The sequence below is a fragment of the Verrucosispora sp. TAA-831 genome (assembly GCF_050780145.1).
In the GTDB taxonomy this organism is placed as follows: domain Bacteria; phylum Actinomycetota; class Actinomycetes; order Mycobacteriales; family Micromonosporaceae; genus Micromonospora.
Genome location: NZ_CP192240.1, coordinates 3,200,498 through 3,220,315, shown reverse-complemented (window position 1 = coordinate 3,220,315; position 19,818 = coordinate 3,200,498). Strand labels below are relative to the sequence as shown.

The window sequence follows — 19,818 nt, the reverse complement described above, 5'->3', positions numbered from 1 at the left end:
CCCGGGCCCGAGGTACGGCCGGCACCTCCGACCTGGGTAGGAGACGGCGCTCGGACCGACGGCCGCAGGTGGGACCGCTGGTCGGGCGCTTCCCGGTCGCCGCCCGAACAGCATCAGGACATGACTTCCGTGCTGCCCCTGCGGGCACCCTGGCACCGTCCCCTGCTGGTCTTCGTCTCGGCGATGGCGGTCCTCGCCGTCGTCTGCGCCGTCGGTGTCTTCGCCGATCCCCGGGTCCTGACCGGCGCGCCGATCTGGCTCAAGCCGTTGAAGTTCTCCGTGTCGTTGATGCTGTACGGCGCCACCCTGGCCTGGATGCTCACGCTGCTGCCCCGGCGCAGCCGGGTCGCGGAATGGGCCGGCACCGTCATCGTCGCCATGGGGGTGGTGGAAATGGCGATCATCGTCGGGCAGGTGCTGCGGGGCACCACCAGCCACTTCAACGTGAGCAGCCCGCTGAACGCCGCCCTCTGGCAGGCGATGGGGATAGCGATCAACGTGCTGATGGTCGCGCACATGGTCATCGGTGTGGCGGTGCTGCGGCGACCGATCGCCGACCGGGTCGGCCGGTACGCGGTGGGGTTGGGTCTGGGTCTGACGCTGCTCGGCATGCTGGCCGCGATCCCGATGACGATGACCGGCGCGGAATCGGCTGTCGCGGGGATCGCCGGGGCGCACAGTGTCGGCGTGCCGGACGGTGGACCCGGATTGCCGATCGTGGGCTGGAGCACCACCGGTGGGGACCTGCGGATCCCGCACTTCGTGGGCATGCACGCGTTGCAGGTGCTGCCGGCCCTGGCCCTGCTGCTGGGCCGGTTGCGCAGCGGGCGGCTGGATCAGCGTGACCAGGTGCGGCTGCTGGTGGTCGCCGGTACGGCGTACGGCGCGGGGACTCTGCTCCTGACCTGGCAGGCGCTGCGCGGACAGCCGCTGCTGGGCCCGGACGCGCTGACCCTGGGCGCCGCCGCGGCGCTGCTGGTCGCGACCGTGCTGGCGGTCGGTGCGGTGCTCGTGCGGCGACGTCGACCCGAGCCGGTGACCACGCCCGTCGACGGCAGCCGGGAGCAGGCCGACGCGGCGCGGGTCGAGGTGACGGTGTGACCGGCGCGCTGTTCACGCTGACGTTCGCGCTGGCCGCGCCCTTCTGGGTGCTGATGATCCTGCTGCCGCGCTGGCCCGTGACCAGTCGGATCATCGCCTCGCCGCTGATCGTGGCACCGGTCCTGGTGGTCTATGCGGTGCTGGTGCTCCCGGCGCTGGGCGACGTGCTGCCGGCGGTGGCCTCGCCGACCCTGGAGGGCATCCGCGACCTGCTGGGCACCGACGACGGCGCGGCGGCGGCCTGGGCGCACATGATCGCGTTCGACCTCTTCGTCGGGAGGTGGGCGTGGCTGGACAGCCGGGAACGGCGGATGCCCACGCTGGTCATGGCACCGGTGCTGGTGTCGACGATCCTGCTCGGGCCGATCGGGCTGGCCGTCTACCTGGCGGTGCGTACCCGCTGGACGCGGCCGATCTCGCCGTCGGACGGCAGGGCCTAGGCTTGGTCACCGTGGGATGGCTGGGACGCTTGTTCGACGCGCGGGACGCCCGCGTGCGGATGGTCCTGGTCATCATCGCGGGCGTCTTCTACCTCTCCTTCGGTGGGCTGCACGCCGGTACGCCCACCACCACACAGTTGGTCCTCGCGGTGGCCGCGTTCACCGCCGGGCTGCTGCTGTTCCGCCGACTGGTGGGCAACCTGCTGGTGCAGGTGGCGCTGTTGGCGGTCGCGATCCACGCCATCGACGACGTGATGATCAACCAGGTGGGCGCCGGGTGGGCGTTGCTGGAACTGACCGTGCGGGCGCGCCGGACCCGCACCGTCTGGTGGGGCGCCGGCCTGTTGGCCCTGGTCGACCTGACCGGCGTGCGGGGCGATCCGGTCGAGTGGCTTCTCGCCGGGGCGTCCGGGCTGTTGGTGGACGTCGGCGTGCCGGTGCTGCTGGGCCTGGTCATCCGGACCACGCAGGAGCTGGGTCGGCAGGCGCAGCAACGAGCCGAGGAGGAGCAGCGGCGACGCGAGTCGGAGAGCCGCGCCGCACGGGCCGACGAGCGCAGCGCCATCGCGCGGGAACTGCACGACGTCGTCGCGCACCACGTGGCGTCGATGGTGCTGCGGGTCGGGGTGGCCCGGCACGTGCTGACCGACCTGGATCCACGGGTGAACGAGGTGTTCGACGACGTGCACGGTACCGGCAGCGCCGCCCTGGCCGACCTGCGCCGGCTGGTCGCGGTGCTGCGCGACCCGGACGGCGTACGCGGCGACGCGGCACTCACCGCGATCGAACCGTCGGCGGTACCGGCGGCCATCGGCGCGGCGGTGGACCGGGCCCGTCAGGCCGGGGTGACGGTGGAGGCGGAGGTCGACCCGGCGGTCGCGTCACTCGACGCGGTGCGGGGGCTGGCGGTGCTGCGCCTGACCCAGGAGTCGCTGACCAACGTCGCCAAGCACGCCGGTGCCGCCGCGCTGGCCCGGCTGTCCGTCACCGTGGTCGACGGCGCGGTGCACCTGGAGGTGACGGACAACGGGCGCGGCGCGGTCCCGACGGCGGTCCCGGCGGGCGGCGGCCACGGCATCACCGGGATGCGGGAACGGGTCGCGGTCCTCGGCGGCCACCTGGAGGTAGGGCCGACCGACGGCGGCTGGCGGGTCCGGACGATCCTGCCCGCCACAGCGGACCGTGACGTGCCGCGGGCGAGGGAGGCATCATGATCCGGGTACTGCTGGTGGACGACCAGCATCTGATCCGCGCCGGGTTGCGCATGCTCTGCGACGCGCAACCCGACATCGAGGTGGTCGGTGAGGCCGACAACGGCCGCGAGGCGATCACGATGGCCGCACGGCTGGTGCCCGACGTGGTGGTGATGGACCTGCGCATGCCCGGCGTCGACGGGATCACCGCGACCAGCCGCATCCTGGCCGACCGGCCCGCCACCCGGGTGCTGGTGCTGACCACCTTCGGCGACGACGACCACCTCTATCCGGCGCTCACCGCCGGTGCCTGCGGGTTCCTGCTCAAGGACGCGCCGCCCACCGACCTACTCGACGGCGTCCGGCGGGCCGCCGTCGGCGACAGCCCGTTCAGCCAGGACGTGCTGCGACGCCTGGTGACCCGGGCGGTGCACGCCCGCGCCGAGACACCGACACCGGTCGACGGCCTGACCACCCGGGAGCAGGACGTGCTGGACCTGGTCGCGGAGGGCCTGTCCAACGCGGAGATCGGCGAGCGCCTGCACATCGGTGTGACCACGGTGAAGACCCACATCACCAGCCTGATGACCAAAACCGGCAGTCCCAACCGGGTCCGGCTGGCGCTGTTCGCCCGAGGGCTGTGAGCCCGGCTGTGAGCCCGGCTGTCCCCCCGGCCATCGCGGAGGCCGGCTATCCCCCGGCCATCGCCCCCAGGACGATGTACGGCTCCACGCCGGTGAGCACCGCCTCGGGCAGCGGTGCGTCGGGCGATGAGTTGGAGAGGTCCTCCCCGCAGGCGTAGAAGCGGACGAAGGCCCGACGCTTGCCGCTGTGCCGGTCCCGGATGGTGCCGAGCAGCATCGGGTAACGCGCCTCCAACGCGTCCAACACCAGACGCTGAGTGGCCGGTCCGCCGGCCGGACCGGCCACCGCCAGGCGTACCTCGCCGGTGACCTTGGCGAGGGTCTTCAGGTGGGCCGGGAGGACGACCCGGATCACGGCAACACCTGGACTTCCACGGAGAGCACCGGTGGCAGGTCCCGGACGATCGGCGCCCAGGTGTCGCCGCCGTTCGCCGAGTGGTAGACCTGCCCGCCGGTGGTGCCGACGTAGATGCCGCACTCGTCGAGGGTGTCGACCGCCATCGCGTCGCGCAGGACGTGGACGTAGCAGTCGGACTGCGGCAGCCCGTCGGTCAGCGGCTCCCACTCGTCGCCGCCGGTGCGGCTGCGGTAGACCCGCAACCGCCCCTCCGGCGGGTAGTGCTCGGAGTCGCTCTTGATCGGCACGACGTAGATCGTCTCCGGCTCGTGGGCGTGCACCGCGATCGGGAACCCGAAGTCCGACGGCAGGTCGCCGCTGATCTCACGCCAGTTCGCACCGGCGTCGTCGCTGCGCATCACGTCCCAGTGCTTCTGCATGAACAGCGTGTCCGGCCGCGACGGGTGCTGGGTGATGTGGTGGACGCAGTGGCCCACCTCGGCGTCGGTGTCCGGGATCTCCCCCGACCGCAGTCCCTTGTTGATCGGCAGCCAGCTCGCGCCCGAGTCGTCGCTGCGGAACGCACCCGCCGCCGAGATGGCGGTGTAGATCCGGCCCGGGTGCACCGGATCCAGGATGATCGTGTGCAGGCAGAGTCCGCCCGCGCCGGGCTGCCACGACGGACCGGTCCGGTGGGTCCGCAAGGCGGTCAGCTCGGTCCACTTCTGGCCGCCGTCGCCGGAGACGTAGAGGGCGGCGTCCTCGGCACCGGCGTAGACCGTGTCCGGGTCGTCGCGGGACGGCTCCAGGTGCCAGATCCGCTTGAACTCCCACGGGCGTGGCGTGCCGTCGTACCAGAGGTGCTCGCCGACCTCGCCGGTGTAGGCGAAGTCGTTGCCGACGGTGGTCCACGTCTTGCCGCCGTCGTCGGAGCGCTGGATCAACTGCCCGAACCAGCCGCCGGACTGTGAGGCGTAGAGCCGGTCCGGGTCGGCCGGGGAACCGGTGAGGTGGAAGATCTCCCAGCCGCCGAAGTGCGGCCCGTCGACCGTCCAGTCGGCGCGTCGACCGTCCGAGGTGAGCACGAACGCGCCCTTGCGGGTGCCGACCAGCACCCGTACACCGGTCATCGCGGCTCTCCCCGGCGCGCCGTACCGACCCGGTGTCTTGTTCGTTGTCGTGTGGCCATGTCGTCATTCTCCTGTCGTGTCCGATGAACCCCGATTGCCACGCCGGTACCGTCCACTGACGGTCATACTCGTCGGGTACGACAAGTTCCGCCCGGCGGGCGACGTGAGCGGGGTCGAACACTGCGGGAGACGTCCCTCAGCCCGACATCACCCGGGCGTGCAGGTCGGACACCACCTTGCGGGCCGACTCGAAGGCACCGGCCTGCCAGGCGATGTAGTGGCTGAGGTGGTCACCGGCGAAGTAGACCCGGCCGTCCGGCTCCAGCAGGCGCCCGTAGTGCCCGCCGCTGGTCCGCGAGGGCCAGGACATCCAGCCGCCCTCGCTGTGGCGGGTCCGTTCCCAGGCCACCGAGAACGACGTCTCCAGCTCGCTGCGGTACGCCTCGCCGTGGATCTTCACGCCCTGGGCGACGGCGCGGGCCTCCCGCTCGGCGGGCGGCAGGGCGGCGTACGCCTGGGCGTTGGCACCGATGTTGTAATAGCCGATGACCAGGCCCTTCGCACCGTGGTAGCCGTACGACGGATACCAGATCGCGGACAGGTCCAGGTTGGTGTTGGTGATGCCGGCGTAGATGTTCTCGTCCTGCTCCCACCAGCGCCGCCGGTACTGCAAGCCGATCTTGCCGGTGGCGGTCGGCACCGCGTAGCCGAGTGCGTCCCGGACCGGCTGCGACAGGTTCGACGGGATCCGCGCCAGCACCGGCGGTGGGATGGTACAGACGCAGAAGTCCGCGGTGACGGTCCGCACCCGCCCGCCGGGTCCGGCGTGGACGACGGAGACACCGGAGCCGGTGTTCGAGATGGACCGCACCTCGGCGTCGTAGGTGATGCGTCCGCGCCCCACGGCCTGCTCCAGGGCGTACGCGATACGGTCCATCCCGCCGACCGGTTGGAACATCAGCATCGCCTGGTCGTAGCCGAACTCGAAGGAGAAGTACCGGCCGACCCCACTGGCCAGCACGTCCGACAGGGAGTGCGGGGTGAGTTTCGGCGTACCCGCCTCGTTGCCGGCGCCCGGCTCCACCTGGTAGCCACGGCGGTTGGTGCCCGCATACCGCCAACTCGTCGCCGGGTCGCCCGCCACCCGGCCGCCGATCGCGCCGAACCCGCGCAGGAACTCCAACAGCCGTTCCTTGTCGTCGGCGGTGAGGTGCCCGTCGAGCGCGCCCTGGTCGGCGGCCTTGGCGAGCAGTTCGGAGACGTACCCGTAGACGTCCGCCTTCGCCTCGCGGTGCCGGATCGGGGTGCCGGAGAGCGGGCCGACGTTCTCGTTGTAGTAGTAACCGTCCGCGTTCTGGTTGCCGAAGATCTCGACCGGCACACCCAGTTCCCGGCAGTAGTCCATGGTCACCATGTGCTGGGCGATCCGCGCCGGACCGGCGTTCATGTACTGCCCGCCGGTGAACCGGGCGCGCTGGGTGTGCCCGTCCAGGTCGGTCTCGCTGGTGCCACCGCGCACCGTCCAGTTACGCCCACCTGGGCGGGTGCGCGCCTCCAACACGGTCACCCGGTAACCCGCCTTGCCCAACTCGTACGCCGTGGTCAGTCCGGCGATGCCCGCGCCGAGCACGACGACGGACTTCGCCGACCGGCCGGTCAGCGTGAAGTCCGACCGGTTCGGGGCGCGGAACGGCGGCGCCGCCTGCGCGGCGGGGGCCAGTCCGAGCGCGCCCATCGTCCCGTAGAGCACCCCGGCACCGCCGGAGACCCCAACCGCCTGGAGAAACTGCCGCCGCGTGGTGGGTGTCGTCATCGCCGCCTCCTCGATCGATGGACGACGATCTCAGCGGCGTGTTTCATCGACGTAGCCCATCGGTAACACCCGCCCGACCGGTCAGCGCGCTCGCACACACCAAGCGTGTCCGCGCTCTGCCACGGGACCGAACAGCGTGTCCGCGCTGCCGCCACCGGAAAGGCGAGGAAGTACGAAGCCGAGGGGTGTCCGATTCGCCACAATCAGGGCATGAACGAGGACGCCGGCTGCGCCGGCCCACGGCAGGTTCCCGACTTCCGGGAACGGCGTCAGCGCACCCTCCAACGGACCGCCGCCTTCACCGACGGGGCCGTGGCGATCGCGCTGACCCTGCTGGCGCTCCCCCTGGTCAACTTCGCCGACGCGAGCACGGCTCGGCAGTCCGTGGCCGAACTGTTCGCCGCGCACCTCGGAGACATCCTCTCCTTCGCGGTGTCGTTCCTGGTCATCGCGTTGTTCTGGCGAACCCACCGGCACCTCTACGAACAACTCGTCGACTACGACGAGCCTCTCGTCCTGCTCAACACGGCATGGCTGATGGCAGTGGTCTTCCTGCCGTTTCCCACCGCGCGACTCTTCGTCGAGACACACCTGCGCACCGACTCGGCGGTCCTCTACCTCAGCAACATGCTGCTCATCAGCCTTCTCGCACTGACCCAGGCATGGTGGGTCGACCGCCACCCCCACCTGCGCGCCCCGAAGAGTCAGCCGAGCACCCGGACCCTGGCCGCGCCGGTCGCGCTCAGCGTGACCTTCGCCGCCGCCACCCTGACCGCGCTCGCCTCGCCGACCGCCGGCCTGCTGGTGCTCGTCGGCCTACCCTTGGCGCAGGCCATCGCCGCCCGACTCACCGGTCGTAGCCCCGAGCCCGCGCCGGCAAAGGCTCAGCGGGGAGATGCGGCATGACTGACCTGACCGGCGCCGTCTGGCGCAAGAGCACCCGTAGCGGTGTCCTGATTGCGCGAAGAGATGAACAGCGTCCGGGTCTCGTGCGGTCGGCCGTGAGAGCATGCCTCGGTGAACGACCTGACCGAGCGGGTACGCGCCTTCGCCGACGAGCGGGACTGGCAGCAGTTCCACACGCCCAAGAACCTCGCCATGGCCCTCGCGGGCGAGGTCGGTGAGCTGCTGGCCGAGTTCCAGTGGCTCACCCCCGAGCAGGCGAGCGCGGTCATGGCCGACCCCGAGGCGGGTGCCCGCGTACGCGCGGAGATCGGCGACGTGATGATCTACCTGACGCGACTCGCGGACGTCCTCGACATCGATCTGGAGGACGCCGCCCGGGACAAGCTCACCGAGGTCGCCACCCGCTACCCCGTCAGCGAGGCCAAGGGTTCGGCGGCGAAGCGGTAGCGGTGCGTGCGGAGAAATGATCTCTCCGCTAAAGTCCGGCGCGTACAGGCGCGTAACGACGGGCTTCCGGCGACGACCGGACACGCCCCCCATGCGCACGATCATTTCGTGCTGCCCGGGGGCAAGTGTTGTCAGCGTTCCGCACCTCCGCCGAGGGACTTCTCCGTCACGCCGCCAGCGGCGATCTCGCCGATCGGATCATCGACCAGATCGGCCGTGGCGTGAGCACGGCCGAACGCAGATCCTGGGAGCGGAGCCTGCCGGTGCTCGGCCAGGATCTGGTCGATGCCGGACTCGGCCAGGTCGAGATGCTCGTCGAGTACCAGCTCCCGCTGACCAGCAAACGCGTCGACGTGGTCCTGGCGGGCACGCATCCGCAGACCGACGAGGACTCCTACGTGGTGGTGGAGCTCAAGCAGTGGTCGCGGGCGGAGTCCTACGAGGGGTCCGACCGACTGGTGCTGGTCGAGCACGTCCACCGACCGCGCCTGCATCCGGGTATGCAGGTCGGTGACTACTGCGAGTACCTCTGACCGGTGGCGTCGGCGAGCTCGGTGACATCTGGCACCGCGATGCGCCTTCCAAGTGCGTCCGGGCCCCGCAGCGCCAGCCCGCATCCCGATAGCACGAACGGGTCAGCTCGACAGCAGCCGACGCGGACACGGTGGCCTGGGCTCGCGACCGAGGCCACTACCGTGCCAGCAGGGACAGCGCCGGCAGAGACAGCACCGGCCGCTGTGCCCGTCCGGCATCGTGTCGTACGGCTCGACGAGAATCGTGTGATGACCACCTCCGCACCCCTGTCCGAGTCGTTGCACAGTCCGTCGTTCTGGGCTCGCTACACCTTCGCCCACGCGGACCGCGCGGGTTCCGATCGGCTCGGCGACCTGCCAGACGACGACCTCGACGACGAGCGTGACGACGAGGACGGGGAGGACGACGACCCGGATGCGGTGTTCGAGGTCGGCGGCGGTTGTCGCCTGCTGCTGACCGCCGACGTCGGGATCGACTTCCACAGTCTGGAGATCGTCGTGCCGGGCTCGGCCGAGCCGGCAGAGCTGGGCTGGGACGATCTGGCGCACTGGCACCCGTACGCGCTGCGCTGGTCGGAACTCGACCTGATCTGCCGGGCGATCGCCGCCCTCGATCCGGGCTCCTCGCATCCCGGGGCGCCGCTGGCGTTGCTCTGCCGGTACGCCGCGGTCTTCGCCGACGACGACGTGGACGCGGCGGTCGCGGCGGTGGAGGCGGCGTACGCCTCGCTGCGACCGTCGGGGTGGGACGGCTACTGGCCGCGTGGCACGGATTGGCTCAAGGGTGTGGACTTCCGCGGTCACGGCGTCGTCTGGCAGCACGACGAGGCCGGCAACCGGTGGGCCACCCAGGAGGACGAGCAGAAGCGGGACTTCTACAGCACCCGCGTGGCACCGACGTCGGGTGGTTTCCCGCACACCGAGCTGCGGACCCTGCTCGCCGCCGCTGCTGCGACCGTGGGGGCATGCTGACGGCATCCCCGTCCGGCCGTGGCCGCCGGCAACGGGGTGGTCACGAACGGCCGCTACCATCGCCGGATGGATCTTCGCGGAACGATCAGCCCGGACCGCCCGTTGCTCGTCCTGGCCATCGCCGAGGAGGCCGCCTACCTCGATGCGCGCCTGCCGGTGCTGCTCACCGGGATGGGCAAGGTGAACGCGGCGGTCGCGGTGGCGGCGACGCTGGCCCGGGGCCCGCTGCCGTCGGCGGTGGTCAACCTCGGTACGGCCGGCGCCCTGCACCCCGACTGGACGGGCACGCACCAGGTGGGCAGTGTGCTCCAGCACGACCTGGACACCGAGTTCATCCGCCGGTTGACCGGGCAGAGCGTCGGCGCGCCGCTGGCGTTGGGCGGCGACGGGCCGGTGCTGGCGACCGGCGACCGGTTCGTCGCCGACGACGAGACGCGCGCCGAGTTGGCCGCCCGCGCCCAGTTGGTGGACATGGAGGGCTACGCGGTGGCGTCGACCGCGCTGCGGTTCGGCGTACCGGTGCGGCTGGTCAAGCAGGTCAGCGACGAGGCCGGGGCCGGGGCGGACCGGACCTGGCAGGAGTCGGTGGACGACTGCGCACGGCTGCTCGCCGGCTGGGTCCGGGACCACCTCTGACCGGGGTCCCGGACCGGGCCGCACGATCCTGCCCCGGCACCTATCGGCGTTCCGATCGCGACGAGGTCGGCGACGGATCGTCCGATGGCTCCTCGTCGGACGGTGAGGCGTCCTGGTCCTGCTCGGAGTAGCGCCACATCGATCGGGTCTCACCGGTCCGGCGGACGCCCGCCGGCCACGATCGCGCCAGCACCGCGAGCAGGAGCAGGACCATCACGTTGAGGGCGAGCACCGCGCTGGTGAGCGGATCGGGCGGGGCACCGTGCTGGTGACCGGACGACGGCGCCACCGGTGGTGCGCCCGGCTCGCCCTGACGCAGCGCCAACGCCACCCCGACGGTGACGATCAGCGCGCCCGCCGCGAGGCCCCACTGCCGGTGGCGTGATCTCATGAGACGCCGGCTCCGGTGAGTTCGCGGGGTGCGCAGGTGCAGGTCATCTCGTCCGCCTCGTCCGGACCGGGGCGGCGGTGCAGGAACATGGCGACGACCATCGGCAGGAAGACGATGCCGTTGTAGAACAGGTGCAACTCGACCCGGGGCACGACGAGCTGGGCGATGCTCACCGGGCCCGCCTGACCGAAGAACGTGGTACCGGACTGCACCTGGATGAGCAGCAGCAGATGCTCGAAGTGATGCCAGACCTGGATGCCCAGGGCGACGGTCCACCAGGTCTTGGCCGTACCGGTGAAGCCGGGCCGCAACGCGATGAACCCGGCCAACATGATCAGGGCGTACGCGTAGTGCATCCACTCCTCGGTGACCAGCCACGGGAACGGCATCCCGAGGACGCCACGGGACTCGGCGGGTGTCCAACCCAGGCCCCAGATCTGGAACGCCTGCACGAGGTGCTCGGCCCAGTGCGCGACCACGATGACGAGGAAGAGCAGTAGTGCCGGACGGTGGTACTGGGAGTTGAGCCGATTCATCGGGGTCCTCACTTCACGGGTGCTCGGAGGTCGGGGGTGGACGAACGGGCGACGCCACGTGGAGATGGTTGGGATGACGACCCATCACCGTCGATGGGCGATGGCGGCTTCTGGAAATCGACGTGGATGGTGACGCGTCCGGCGCCGGGGTGGCGGACGCTGATCTGGCGCAGCAGGACGGCGAGTGACTCCAGGTGACGGCTGGTGGCGATGCCGCCGGCATCGATTGGCGCGAAGCCGAGCGCGCCGGCCAGGGCGAAGACGTCCCGTACCGCCGACGCGTGGTCGCTGGCCACCGGCAGCGAGATCGGTCGCCGGACGCCGGGGATCTGCGCGATCAGCGCCGCCGGTACGGTGTTGAACGCCTTGGCGACCCGCCACCCGGGTGCCGCCTCGGCGATCCGTTCGCCCGCCGAACGACCCACCCCGCCGGGGTCGAGGGGCGTCATCGTGGGATTGGTGACGTCGACGAGGGTGCGCCCGTCGCCGTGTCCACCGAGCGGGCCGCCGGCCATGGCGAGGGCGATCGGAAACGGCACCGCGAGAATGACCACCGAGGCCCAGGGCAACAGCCCTTCCACCTCCCTGCGGACCGATTCCGGACCGCGATGGCGACCGCCACCGCACTGCCGTACCGGAAGGTCGGCGGATCGTAGTCCGCGCGCCAGCGCGAGCCCCATCGGCCCGGTTCCGACGATTCCGATGTTCATGTCGACATCCGGCCCCGGATCACCCGGAGCCCGGCGGGGTGAGACGCCGAGAAACGGTGTGCGGCCCGGCGGAAGAAGCGGTTTCCCGCCGCACCGGTCCGGCTCGCATCGCCGTCAGCACGGCTGTCTCGTAGGGGGTGAGGAAATGGTCGCTTCCGTCGTATTCCTCGGCTGGATCGGATCGGTTGACACCGGTAGCACCATCGACTCCCTTCAGTGGAGGGTGCCGTATCGAGCTTCTGAGATTTAGCAACTTACGCGGCCGAAAGCAAGGGGTTGATCGACCGCGGGCGTTCGCAGTGACGCCTGCGTCGCGTGCCGGGACGACACGCGACGCAGGAAGAGCGCCACCCCTCGTCCGGCTGGACAGGGGCGGTTCGCCGCTGCGGACAAGGTACTCGACTGTGCGCGGTGTCGTCTTCGCAAACGACCGTTCAGCACTCGCATCGGCTGAGTTTTCCCTGGTCAGAGGGGCTAAATTTTGGTTGACGATAGTCGCATCTCGATGCTGGGAAGCCCTCTTCCCACTTGCGCCGGCCATCTCACCTGTGGGATAACCACCAGTGTGGAAGTTCCGCCGACGGACGGTGGCTCCCACAGTGGACGGTCCCGTCAAGGTTGATTGTCATGGCTTCGGTGGTCGCTTTTCGCGTCCAGGACGCCACCGTTGTCTTCCGCTCAAGCGAACGCGACGCCAGCAGTTCCTCCGGTTTCTCGCTGCAGGTCGGCTGGCACTTGAGAACTGGGAGTGCGATGCCGATAGGTTTCCAGGGACGACCGATGTACCAAGCGGCGCTCGTCGCAGTTCCGCTCGTCGCGATAACGCTGGGATTCGTCGTCCCGTCCGCCCCGAGTTCGGCCGACGCCGAACCCTTTGCCCTCAGTGTCACTGCTATTGATCCGGCGGTGGATCCGGTCCGAACGGTCCGCAAGGTCAATGCCTCCGTCGACCACATCGCGCCGTGGATCAGCTCGGTGGGTGCCGGCGCCGCCGTCGCCGATCTCGACGGCGACGCGTACGCCAACGAGGTCTGCCTGGTCGATCCGCGATCGGATTCCGTCAGCGTGCACCGAATCGACCGGAGCACGATGCGCAGCAGTCCCGTGGTGACGCTGCTCGACGAGAACGGAATCGCTCCGGGCGCGGCGGGACAACGGCTCGCCTACGACAAGGACACGCAGGCCCCGATGGGCTGTCGACTCGCCGACCTGGACGGCAACGGCTGGACCGACGCCCTGGTCTACTTCTGGGGACGCGGACCGGTCGCCTACCTGAACTCCGGTGGCATGACGTTCGCGCCGCACGAGGTGCTCGACGGCGGTGCCGACCTCGACTGGTACACGAACACCGCGGTCTTCAGCGACCTCAACGGTGACGGCATCATGGACATCTTCATCGGCAACTACTTCGCCGACGGCGCCCAACTCCTCGACACGGGATCGCCGAAGCGAGTCGACATGAACGACTCCCTCTCCCGGGCGATGAACGGCGGGAAGAACTACGTGCTGCTGGGCCGGGGCGGATTCCCCACCGTCTCGTACGAACTCGTCGCCGACGCCTTCTCCGAGGACCACTCACGGGGCTGGACGTTGGCGGTGGCCGCCGCCGACATGAACGGTGACGCGTTGCCGGAGCTGTACGTCGCCAACGACTTCGGTCCCGACCGCTTCTTCGTCAACCGGTCGGTCGACGGCGAACTGAAGTTCGAGAACGTCGACGGCGGCAACAAGGGACTCCTCAACCCCCGGTCCACGATGATCGGTCGGGACTCCTTCAAGGGCATGGGCGTCACGATCGCCGACGTCGACCGCGACGACGAGTACGACGTCTACGTCAGCAACATCACCCACGAGTACGGCCTGTTCGAGAGCCAACTGCTCTTCCTCGGCGACGGTGTGCGGGACGACGGCGTACCCACCTTCCGGCCGGGAGCCGAGGCCCTCGGTCTGGCCCGTACCGCCTTCTCCTGGGACAACAAGGTCGGCGACCTCGACAACGACGGGCGGGTCGAGCTGCTCCAGGCGACCGGTTTCGTCCGCGGCCCGGTGAACCGATGGCCGGAGATCCAGGAACTCGCACTCTCCAACGACACGTTGATCGCCAACCCCCGCGCCTGGCCCGACCTGAGGGACGCGGACATCAGTGGTGCGGCGCCTCGGGTCGTCATGACACCGACAGACGACGGCCGGTACGCGAACGTCGCGGAATCCTCCGGCCTTGACGATGGGGGCGTGATGCGGGGCATCGCACTGGCCGACATCGACGGCGACGGCGACCTGGACTGGATCGAGGCGAACCAGTGGGCGGACGCCCGGCTGGTCGTGAACGACTGCGACGGCTGCGACGGGTTCGTCGGCCTGCGGATCCTGCGCAGCACCGAGGACGCCTCCCCCACCGGCCCCCGTACGCCGCAGGTGATCGAGGGTCTGCGGGCCACCCACGAGGTGCGGGGCGCGGCCGCGATGGGCGCCACGGCCACCGTGACCACCCCGAGCGGCAGCACGTTCCGCTCCTACGTCGACGGCGGCAACGGACACAGCGGGCAGAGCAGCACCGACGTCCACTTCGGGCTCGGCGACGACGCGGGTGACACGAACACGGTGGCGCTGACCTGGCGAGACGCCACCGGGACGGTGCAGAACGCCGAGGTGCAGGTGGGCCGCGGCTGGCACACGGTGGTGCTGCCATGACCGGGACGTTGACGCTTCCCACCCCGACGGCGCCACCCCGTACCCGACTGCGGGACCTGCCCGCGAAGATGCGGCCGACCGACCCGGCGAAGCTGCGGCTCGCGGCGCTGCGTCGGTTCGCCGTCGCGATCATGGTGCTCAACATCGTCGGCCATCTGTTCCTCGGCTTCGAGCAGACCATCGCCCAGATGATCCTCGTGGTCCTGATGTGCTACCTGACCGAGATCGCCCTCGAGACGCTCGTGGCCAGGCGGGACGCGCGACGGCCGGCGTATCTGGCGCGTACCGAGGCGCCCACCCGACGCGAGCGGGTGCTGTCGCTGGTCAACTTCCTCCTGCCGGCGCACATCAGCGGATTCGCGCTGGCGATGCTGCTGTTCATCAGCGACCGTCTCGACCTGTTCGTCGTCGCCGCGGTCGTCACGATCAGCAGCAAGTACATCTTCCGGGTCCGGACCGGGCGGGGCGACAAGCACTTCTTCAACCCTTCGAACTTCGGCATCACGGTGATGCTGGTGCTCTACGCGAGCACCGTCAGCATCGCGCCGCCGTACCAGTTCACCGAGAACCTCGGTCACTTCGGCGACATCGCGCTGCCCGCCTTCCTCGCCTGCCTGGGCCTGTTCATCAACTTCATCTTCACCGGCAAGCTCCCGCTGATCTTCGCGTGGATCGGCGGCTTCACCGCCCAGGCGGCGCTGCGCGCGGTGTTCACCGACGACACCTCCTTCCCGGCCGCGATGTCCCCGCTCACCGGGATGGCGCTGCTGCTCTTCACCCTCTACATGATCACCGACCCGGGTACGACGCCGAGGTCCACGTCGGGCCAGATCACGTTCGGTCTCTCGGTCGCCGCGGTCTACGGCGTCCTGATGCTCTTCCACGTGGCCTTCGGCGTCTTCTTCGCCCTCACGATCGTCAGCGCCTGCCGCGGAGCCGGACTGTGGATCGCGGCGCGGCGAGAGTCGCGTACGGCGTCCACCGGAGCCCGCGCCGAGCAAGGCGCGCCGACGATCGCCCCGAACCACGCGCCGTAGCGGGCCCCGAACGAGTTAGTCGTCACCTGGCTCCGGCGTTCGCGCCGGTGGACGGGTCGAAAGGAGAAACCGTGGAACTCACCGAGACACTTCGAGAGACGGTCGCGATGTTGGTCATGGCCGAGCCGGAGGAGATCGGCCTCGACACGTCCTTCGCCGAGTTGGGGGTCGACTCGCTGGGTCGCCTCGAACTGATCGCCCACGTCGAACAGCACCTCGGCAAGATCCTGCCGGAGAACGAGACGCCGCAACTGGACACCATCAACGAGGTCGTCGAGTTCGCCGAGTCCCTCGCGGCCGCATGACGGCCAGGACACCCGTGGTCACCGGTCTCGGCGTCGTCAGCGCCGCCGGCATCGGTGCCACGCACTTCTGGCAGGGTCTGCGGCAGGGCACACCCCGCTTCCGCGAGGTGTCGCTGTTCCCGACCGACGACCTGGCGAACCACGTCGCGGGCGAGATCGGGCCGTGGACACCCGGCTTCGACGCCCTCGACGCCGACCGGCTCGACGGCGACCGGACCGCCACGTTCGCGCTCGCGGCGTTGGACCAGGCGATCGCCGACGCCGGACTCGGCGACGTCCGGCCGGGCCGCGTGCTGGTCGGGACGACGGTCGGCGACGTCGCCGATCACGAGAAAGCCCGGCGCGAGGCCGTCCGCAGCGGCGCCGGTCGGCCGGGGGCGCTGGACGTGGACACCTTACTGCGTACCCGGATCTCGCGGCACCTCGGCGGGTCGGTCCCGGTGGAGCTGTTCGTCACCGCGTGCGCCGCGGGCAACATGGCGCTGATCCGGGCCGCACAGCTCGTCGCCGAAGGCTCCGCCGACGTCGTGGTGTGCGGTGGGGCCGAGGCGTTGTCGCGGATGGCCTTCACCGGCTTCTCGCGGATGCGCGGCATGGCGCGGGAACGCTGTCGCCCGTTCAGCGACGCGCGGGACGGACTGCTGCTCGGCGAGGGCTCCGCCTTCCTCATCGTGGAGTCGGCCGCGCACGCCGCCGCCCGTGGCGCACCGCTGCGCGCGACGATCGCCGGATACGGCCTCACCTGCGACGCCAAGCACCCGGCGGCACCGGACCTGTCCGGCGACGGGGTGGCCCGGGCGATGCGGTCGGCGATCGCCGGCGCGGACCCTTCCGACGTCGCGTACGTCTGCGCCCACGGCACCGGCACGCCGCAGAACGACGCCGCCGAAGCAGCCGCCTACCGCACGGTCTTCACCGGGTCGCCCCCGCCGATCAGCTCCATCAAGGCGCTCATCGGGCACTCCCTCGGTGCGGCCAGCGCGATCGAGGCGGTCGCCTGCACGCTCGTGCTCGCCCACCAGCAGACGATCCCGCAGTGGGGTCTCGACGACGCCGGCACCTCGCTCGGCGTCCGGCCGGCGACCGGCGGTCGCGACGAGGCGGCCCGGATCGACCTGGTGCTGAACAACGCGTTCGCCTTCGGCGGCAACAACACCTGCGTCGGCCTACGGCGTCCCGCGTACGAGGAGGCCACCGCATGACGAACGAGATCCACTGTGCCACCGCGTCGGTCGCCGCCACCTTCGACCTCGGTCGGGTCGCGCACCTCACCGGCGTCCCGGCTCCATCGAGCGACCTGCCCGCCCTCGTCCGCCGGTACCGGTCGGCGCGTTCCGCCGTGGTGGTCCACGCCCTACAGGCGTGGCTCCAGGACGCCGGGGCCGACCTGCCCGCCCCGGAGCGTCGCGGCATCGTCCTCGGCACCGAGACCGGCGCGGGCCCGGACATCGACGAGTTCCTCGACGAGTCGATCCGCCGGGGCGACCACCTCGTCAACCCGGCGCTGTTCCCGATGACCGTGCACAACGCCGCCGCCGGCAACGCGGCCATCGCCGCGCAGTGCCGTGGCCCGAGCGTGGTGGTGAGCGCGGGTACGGACTCCGTCTGGTCGGCGCTCGACACGGCCCGCGCGTTGCTCGTCGACGGCAGCGCCGACCTCGTGTTCGTCGGCGGCTTCGAGTCACGGCCACTACCCGACGGCACCACCGGTACGGTCGCCGCCTTCACCGCACTGAGCACCGACCAGGCGGCGTTCGGGAAACGCCACCTGGGGCCCCTGGACGCGCAGTCACACCGGATCGGCGTCGCGTCGGGGCCGGGCCTGCGCCAGGCCGGGGACGGCGGCGGCATGGCGGCGCTCGTCGGGTTCGCGAACGCGTTCACGCCGGAGCCGGTCGCCGCAGGCGTGGCCGGTTCGGTGGCGGCGGGGGCGGTCCCACGATGACGGCCCCACCAGCGGTCGACAGTGACGCCACGACCTCGGACCGCACGACACGGTCGACCACGTTCGTCGTCGGCGCCAGCGGCGACCTCGGGCGAGCCGTGGCGACCACCCTCGTCGACGCCGGCCACCGTCTCGGGCTCACCTGTCACGCGAACGAGGAGGCGTTGCGCGACCTGCTGACCCACGCCGACAAGGCCGGCTTGGACAGCGTCGGGCGCCGGTGCGACACCCGGAGCCCGGAGTCGGTCCGCGCGACCTACCGACACTTCGTCGAGACGCTCGGGCCGCCGGGCGCACTCGTCTACTGCACCGGGATCCGACGCGACCGGCCGCTGTTGCAGATGGCCGACGAGGACTGGGCCGACGTCCTCGACACCAACCTGCGGGGAGCGATGCAGTTCGTCCGGTTGGCCGGGGCGGACATGGTCCGCGCCGGGTTCGGCCGGATCATTCTGGTCTCCTCCGTCTCGGGGCGGGCCGGCGTGGCGGGCCAGGCGAACTACGGCGCGAGCAAAGGCGGCATGGAGGCGATGATCCGTGCGTTGACCCGCGAGTTCGGGCAGTTCGGCGTCACCATCAACGGCGTCGCGCCGGGGCTGGTGGAGTCCGCCATGACCGCTGACCTCCCGTCCGCCGTCAAGCGCGCCTATCTGAGCCGGATCCCGCTGCGGCGCTTCGCGGAGCCGGAGGACGTCGCCCCGCTCGTGGGCTTCCTCGTCTCGGACGGCGCTCGATACATCACCGGGCAGACCTTCGTGGTCGACGGTGGGCTGACCGCATAGGAGGCGCGGATGACCAGGCCAGTGGTGATCACCGGACTCGGCGTCGTCAGCGCCGCCGGCATCGGCATCGACCAGACCTGGCGCACGATCGAAACCGACCCGCCGTGCGCCCAGATGGTCGAGCTGCCCTCCGCGCGTCCGGAGGACGGCACGTTCAAGGTCTTCATGGCGCCGGACTACCGCCTCGCGGACGTCACCGAGACGTACGTCGACGGTGCCCAGCTCGAACGCGAAGGCATCGACCGGCAACGCGACATCAAGCACCTCGTCGCCGCGGCCGGACTCGCCATGGACGACGCCGGACTGCGCACCTTCCCCGACCTCGACCTGCGGGAGGTCGGGCTCGTGGTGGCCGACGAACACCCGGGCGTCGAACGTCTGGCCCGCACGCTGTACGGGGCGGTGGCCGAGCACGACACCGGCACGGCACAGGCCGGCTACACCGACCTGTCCGAGCAGATCTTCGCGCTGAACACGTTCCTCGCGCCCTATCTCGTCGCTCGCGCACTGCACGTCGGCGGCGAGTGCGGCTTCGTCAACTCCGCGTGCGCGTCGGGCCTCACCGCGATCGACAACGCGGCCACCCAGATCCGGCTCGGCCGCACCCCGCTGGCCGTCGCGGTGGCCTCCGACGACCCACTCAGCTCGGGCAAGTTCCGATGGTTCGCCGACATGGGCCTGTACGCGCCGGACGGGGTCCCCCGGCCGTTCGACCCGGCGGCGTCCGGCACCGTCTTCGGCGACGGTGGCGCCGCGGTCGTGTTGGAGGACGAGGAGCACGCCCGACGTCGTGGCGCCCGGATCTACGGTCGCCTGCGCGGCGCCGGGTTCACGCAGGACGGATGGCGCATCAGCGCACCCCACCCGGCGAGCGGCAACCAGGGCCGGTCCATCCGGCGGGCGCTGCGCGAGGCGGCCCTCGACGCGGCGCAGGTCGACGTCGTCGTACCGCACGGCACCGGGATCCGGATGATCGACACCTACGAGGCCCGGACGATCCGGCGTCTCTGGCCGGACCAGACCCGGCAACCGGTGTGCCTGCCGCTCAAGCCGTACGTCGGGCACAACCTCGGCGGGTCCTCGCTGCTGGAGACGGCCCTGCTACTCAAGGCCATGGCGGAGCGGCGGCTGCCCGGGACACCCGGCGCGCAGTCCGCCCACGGCCTCGACCTGCCCACCGGCTGGACGTCGAAGCACATCCGGTACGCCGTCAAGTCCGCCGTCGGTTTCGGCGGGTTCTACGGCGCGATCGTCCTGGAGGCGATCTGA

At 70.7% G+C, this 19,818-nt stretch carries 22 protein-coding genes; 16 read left to right on the top strand and 6 right to left on the bottom strand.

Annotated elements, in window-relative coordinates:
* Positions 1 to 120: 120 nt before the first annotated feature.
* Genes ACQVFL_RS14530 through ACQVFL_RS14515 form a run of 4 tightly spaced genes read left to right on the top strand, consistent with a single transcriptional unit; the run spans position 121 to position 3,378 of the window.
* A complete protein-coding gene (locus ACQVFL_RS14530; RefSeq protein WP_431729608.1) occupies positions 121 to 1,101 on the top strand; it encodes a hypothetical protein in 981 nt (326 codons plus the stop codon).
* Positions 1,098 to 1,541, top strand: a complete 444-nt coding sequence (locus ACQVFL_RS14525; protein ID WP_431729607.1) for an ABA4-like family protein — start codon at positions 1,098 to 1,100, stop codon at positions 1,539 to 1,541. Before ACQVFL_RS14530 ends, ACQVFL_RS14525 begins: the two co-directional genes overlap by 4 nt.
* A gap of 11 nt (positions 1,542 to 1,552) precedes the next feature.
* Positions 1,553 to 2,755: a sensor histidine kinase gene (locus ACQVFL_RS14520; RefSeq protein WP_431729606.1), complete on the top strand. Its 1,203-nt coding sequence runs from the start codon at positions 1,553 to 1,555 to the stop codon at positions 2,753 to 2,755.
* Positions 2,752 to 3,378, top strand: coding sequence for a response regulator transcription factor (locus ACQVFL_RS14515; protein WP_396697728.1), 627 nt, complete (start codon positions 2,752 to 2,754; stop codon positions 3,376 to 3,378). Before ACQVFL_RS14520 ends, ACQVFL_RS14515 begins: the two co-directional genes overlap by 4 nt.
* A gap of 46 nt (positions 3,379 to 3,424) precedes the next feature.
* Here ACQVFL_RS14515 and ACQVFL_RS14510 read toward each other — a convergent pair whose 3' ends face one another.
* The 3 genes from ACQVFL_RS14510 to ACQVFL_RS14500 form a co-directional block, all read right to left on the bottom strand.
* On the bottom strand, positions 3,425 to 3,733 hold the full coding sequence (locus ACQVFL_RS14510) for a MoaD/ThiS family protein (protein WP_431729605.1): 309 nt from the start codon (positions 3,731 to 3,733) through the stop codon (positions 3,425 to 3,427).
* The gene (locus ACQVFL_RS14505) at positions 3,730 to 4,845 is read right to left on the bottom strand and encodes a WD40/YVTN/BNR-like repeat-containing protein (protein ID WP_431729604.1); all 1,116 of its coding nucleotides are present in this window, start codon (positions 4,843 to 4,845) and stop codon (positions 3,730 to 3,732) included. The genes ACQVFL_RS14510 and ACQVFL_RS14505 overlap by 4 nt, the downstream gene beginning before the upstream one ends.
* A 196-nt stretch (positions 4,846 to 5,041) precedes the next feature.
* Positions 5,042 to 6,658, bottom strand: coding sequence for a flavin monoamine oxidase family protein (locus ACQVFL_RS14500; RefSeq protein WP_431729603.1), 1,617 nt, complete (start codon positions 6,656 to 6,658; stop codon positions 5,042 to 5,044).
* Between the two features lie 210 nt (positions 6,659 to 6,868).
* Between ACQVFL_RS14500 and ACQVFL_RS14495 the strand changes: the two genes are divergently transcribed.
* The 5 genes from ACQVFL_RS14495 to ACQVFL_RS14475 all read left to right on the top strand — a co-directional run bounded on the left by ACQVFL_RS14495 (position 6,869) and on the right by ACQVFL_RS14475 (position 10,152).
* A complete protein-coding gene (locus tag ACQVFL_RS14495) occupies positions 6,869 to 7,564 on the top strand; it encodes a TMEM175 family protein (RefSeq protein ID WP_431729602.1) in 696 nt (231 codons plus the stop codon).
* Positions 7,565 to 7,675: 111 nt separating this feature from the next.
* Entirely contained in the window at positions 7,676 to 8,011 is a 336-nt protein-coding gene (locus tag ACQVFL_RS14490; RefSeq protein WP_396697719.1) for a nucleotide pyrophosphohydrolase, read from the top strand.
* Positions 8,012 to 8,139: 128 nt separating this feature from the next.
* Positions 8,140 to 8,544: a hypothetical protein gene (locus tag ACQVFL_RS14485; protein ID WP_431729601.1), complete on the top strand. Its 405-nt coding sequence runs from the start codon at positions 8,140 to 8,142 to the stop codon at positions 8,542 to 8,544.
* Between the two features lie 249 nt (positions 8,545 to 8,793).
* Positions 8,794 to 9,516, top strand: coding sequence for a hypothetical protein (locus tag ACQVFL_RS14480; RefSeq protein ID WP_431729600.1), 723 nt, complete (start codon positions 8,794 to 8,796; stop codon positions 9,514 to 9,516).
* 66 nt (positions 9,517 to 9,582) lie between these two features.
* On the top strand, positions 9,583 to 10,152 hold the full coding sequence (locus tag ACQVFL_RS14475; RefSeq protein ID WP_396697714.1) for a nucleosidase: 570 nt from the start codon (positions 9,583 to 9,585) through the stop codon (positions 10,150 to 10,152).
* Positions 10,153 to 10,192: 40 nt separating this feature from the next.
* Here the strand turns inward: ACQVFL_RS14475 and ACQVFL_RS14470 are convergent, their stop codons facing one another.
* From ACQVFL_RS14470 to ACQVFL_RS14460, 3 genes are read right to left on the bottom strand one after another with little or no spacing between them, the layout of a single operon-like run.
* Complete coding sequence (locus ACQVFL_RS14470) at positions 10,193 to 10,543, bottom strand: hypothetical protein (protein WP_431729599.1); 351 nt, start codon at positions 10,541 to 10,543, stop codon at positions 10,193 to 10,195.
* Positions 10,540 to 11,079, bottom strand: a complete 540-nt coding sequence (locus ACQVFL_RS14465; protein WP_396697710.1) for a hypothetical protein — start codon at positions 11,077 to 11,079, stop codon at positions 10,540 to 10,542. Before ACQVFL_RS14465 ends, ACQVFL_RS14470 begins: the two co-directional genes overlap by 4 nt.
* Before the next feature lie 8 nt (positions 11,080 to 11,087).
* On the bottom strand, positions 11,088 to 11,789 hold the full coding sequence (locus ACQVFL_RS14460) for an NADPH-dependent F420 reductase (protein ID WP_431729598.1): 702 nt from the start codon (positions 11,787 to 11,789) through the stop codon (positions 11,088 to 11,090).
* A gap of 906 nt (positions 11,790 to 12,695) precedes the next feature.
* Between ACQVFL_RS14460 and ACQVFL_RS14455 the strand changes: the two genes are divergently transcribed.
* The 7 genes from ACQVFL_RS14455 (at position 12,696) to ACQVFL_RS14425 (ending at position 19,818) form a co-directional block, all read left to right on the top strand.
* Positions 12,696 to 14,480: a CRTAC1 family protein gene (locus tag ACQVFL_RS14455; RefSeq protein WP_396697706.1), complete on the top strand. Its 1,785-nt coding sequence runs from the start codon at positions 12,696 to 12,698 to the stop codon at positions 14,478 to 14,480.
* Positions 14,477 to 15,517, top strand: a complete 1,041-nt coding sequence (locus ACQVFL_RS14450; protein ID WP_396697704.1) for an enediyne biosynthesis protein UnbU — start codon at positions 14,477 to 14,479, stop codon at positions 15,515 to 15,517. The genes ACQVFL_RS14455 and ACQVFL_RS14450 overlap by 4 nt, the downstream gene beginning before the upstream one ends.
* A 71-nt stretch (positions 15,518 to 15,588) precedes the next feature.
* On the top strand, positions 15,589 to 15,822 hold the full coding sequence (locus ACQVFL_RS14445; RefSeq protein ID WP_396697703.1) for an acyl carrier protein: 234 nt from the start codon (positions 15,589 to 15,591) through the stop codon (positions 15,820 to 15,822).
* The gene (locus ACQVFL_RS14440; protein ID WP_431729597.1) at positions 15,819 to 17,024 is read left to right on the top strand and encodes a beta-ketoacyl-[acyl-carrier-protein] synthase family protein; all 1,206 of its coding nucleotides are present in this window, start codon (positions 15,819 to 15,821) and stop codon (positions 17,022 to 17,024) included. The genes ACQVFL_RS14445 and ACQVFL_RS14440 overlap by 4 nt, the downstream gene beginning before the upstream one ends.
* Positions 17,021 to 17,767, top strand: coding sequence for a beta-ketoacyl synthase N-terminal-like domain-containing protein (locus ACQVFL_RS14435; RefSeq protein ID WP_396697699.1), 747 nt, complete (start codon positions 17,021 to 17,023; stop codon positions 17,765 to 17,767). The genes ACQVFL_RS14440 and ACQVFL_RS14435 overlap by 4 nt, the downstream gene beginning before the upstream one ends.
* The gene (locus ACQVFL_RS14430) at positions 17,764 to 18,549 is read left to right on the top strand and encodes an SDR family oxidoreductase (protein WP_396697697.1); all 786 of its coding nucleotides are present in this window, start codon (positions 17,764 to 17,766) and stop codon (positions 18,547 to 18,549) included. The genes ACQVFL_RS14435 and ACQVFL_RS14430 overlap by 4 nt, the downstream gene beginning before the upstream one ends.
* A 9-nt stretch (positions 18,550 to 18,558) precedes the next feature.
* Entirely contained in the window at positions 18,559 to 19,818 is a 1,260-nt protein-coding gene (locus ACQVFL_RS14425; protein ID WP_396697695.1) for a beta-ketoacyl-[acyl-carrier-protein] synthase family protein, read from the top strand.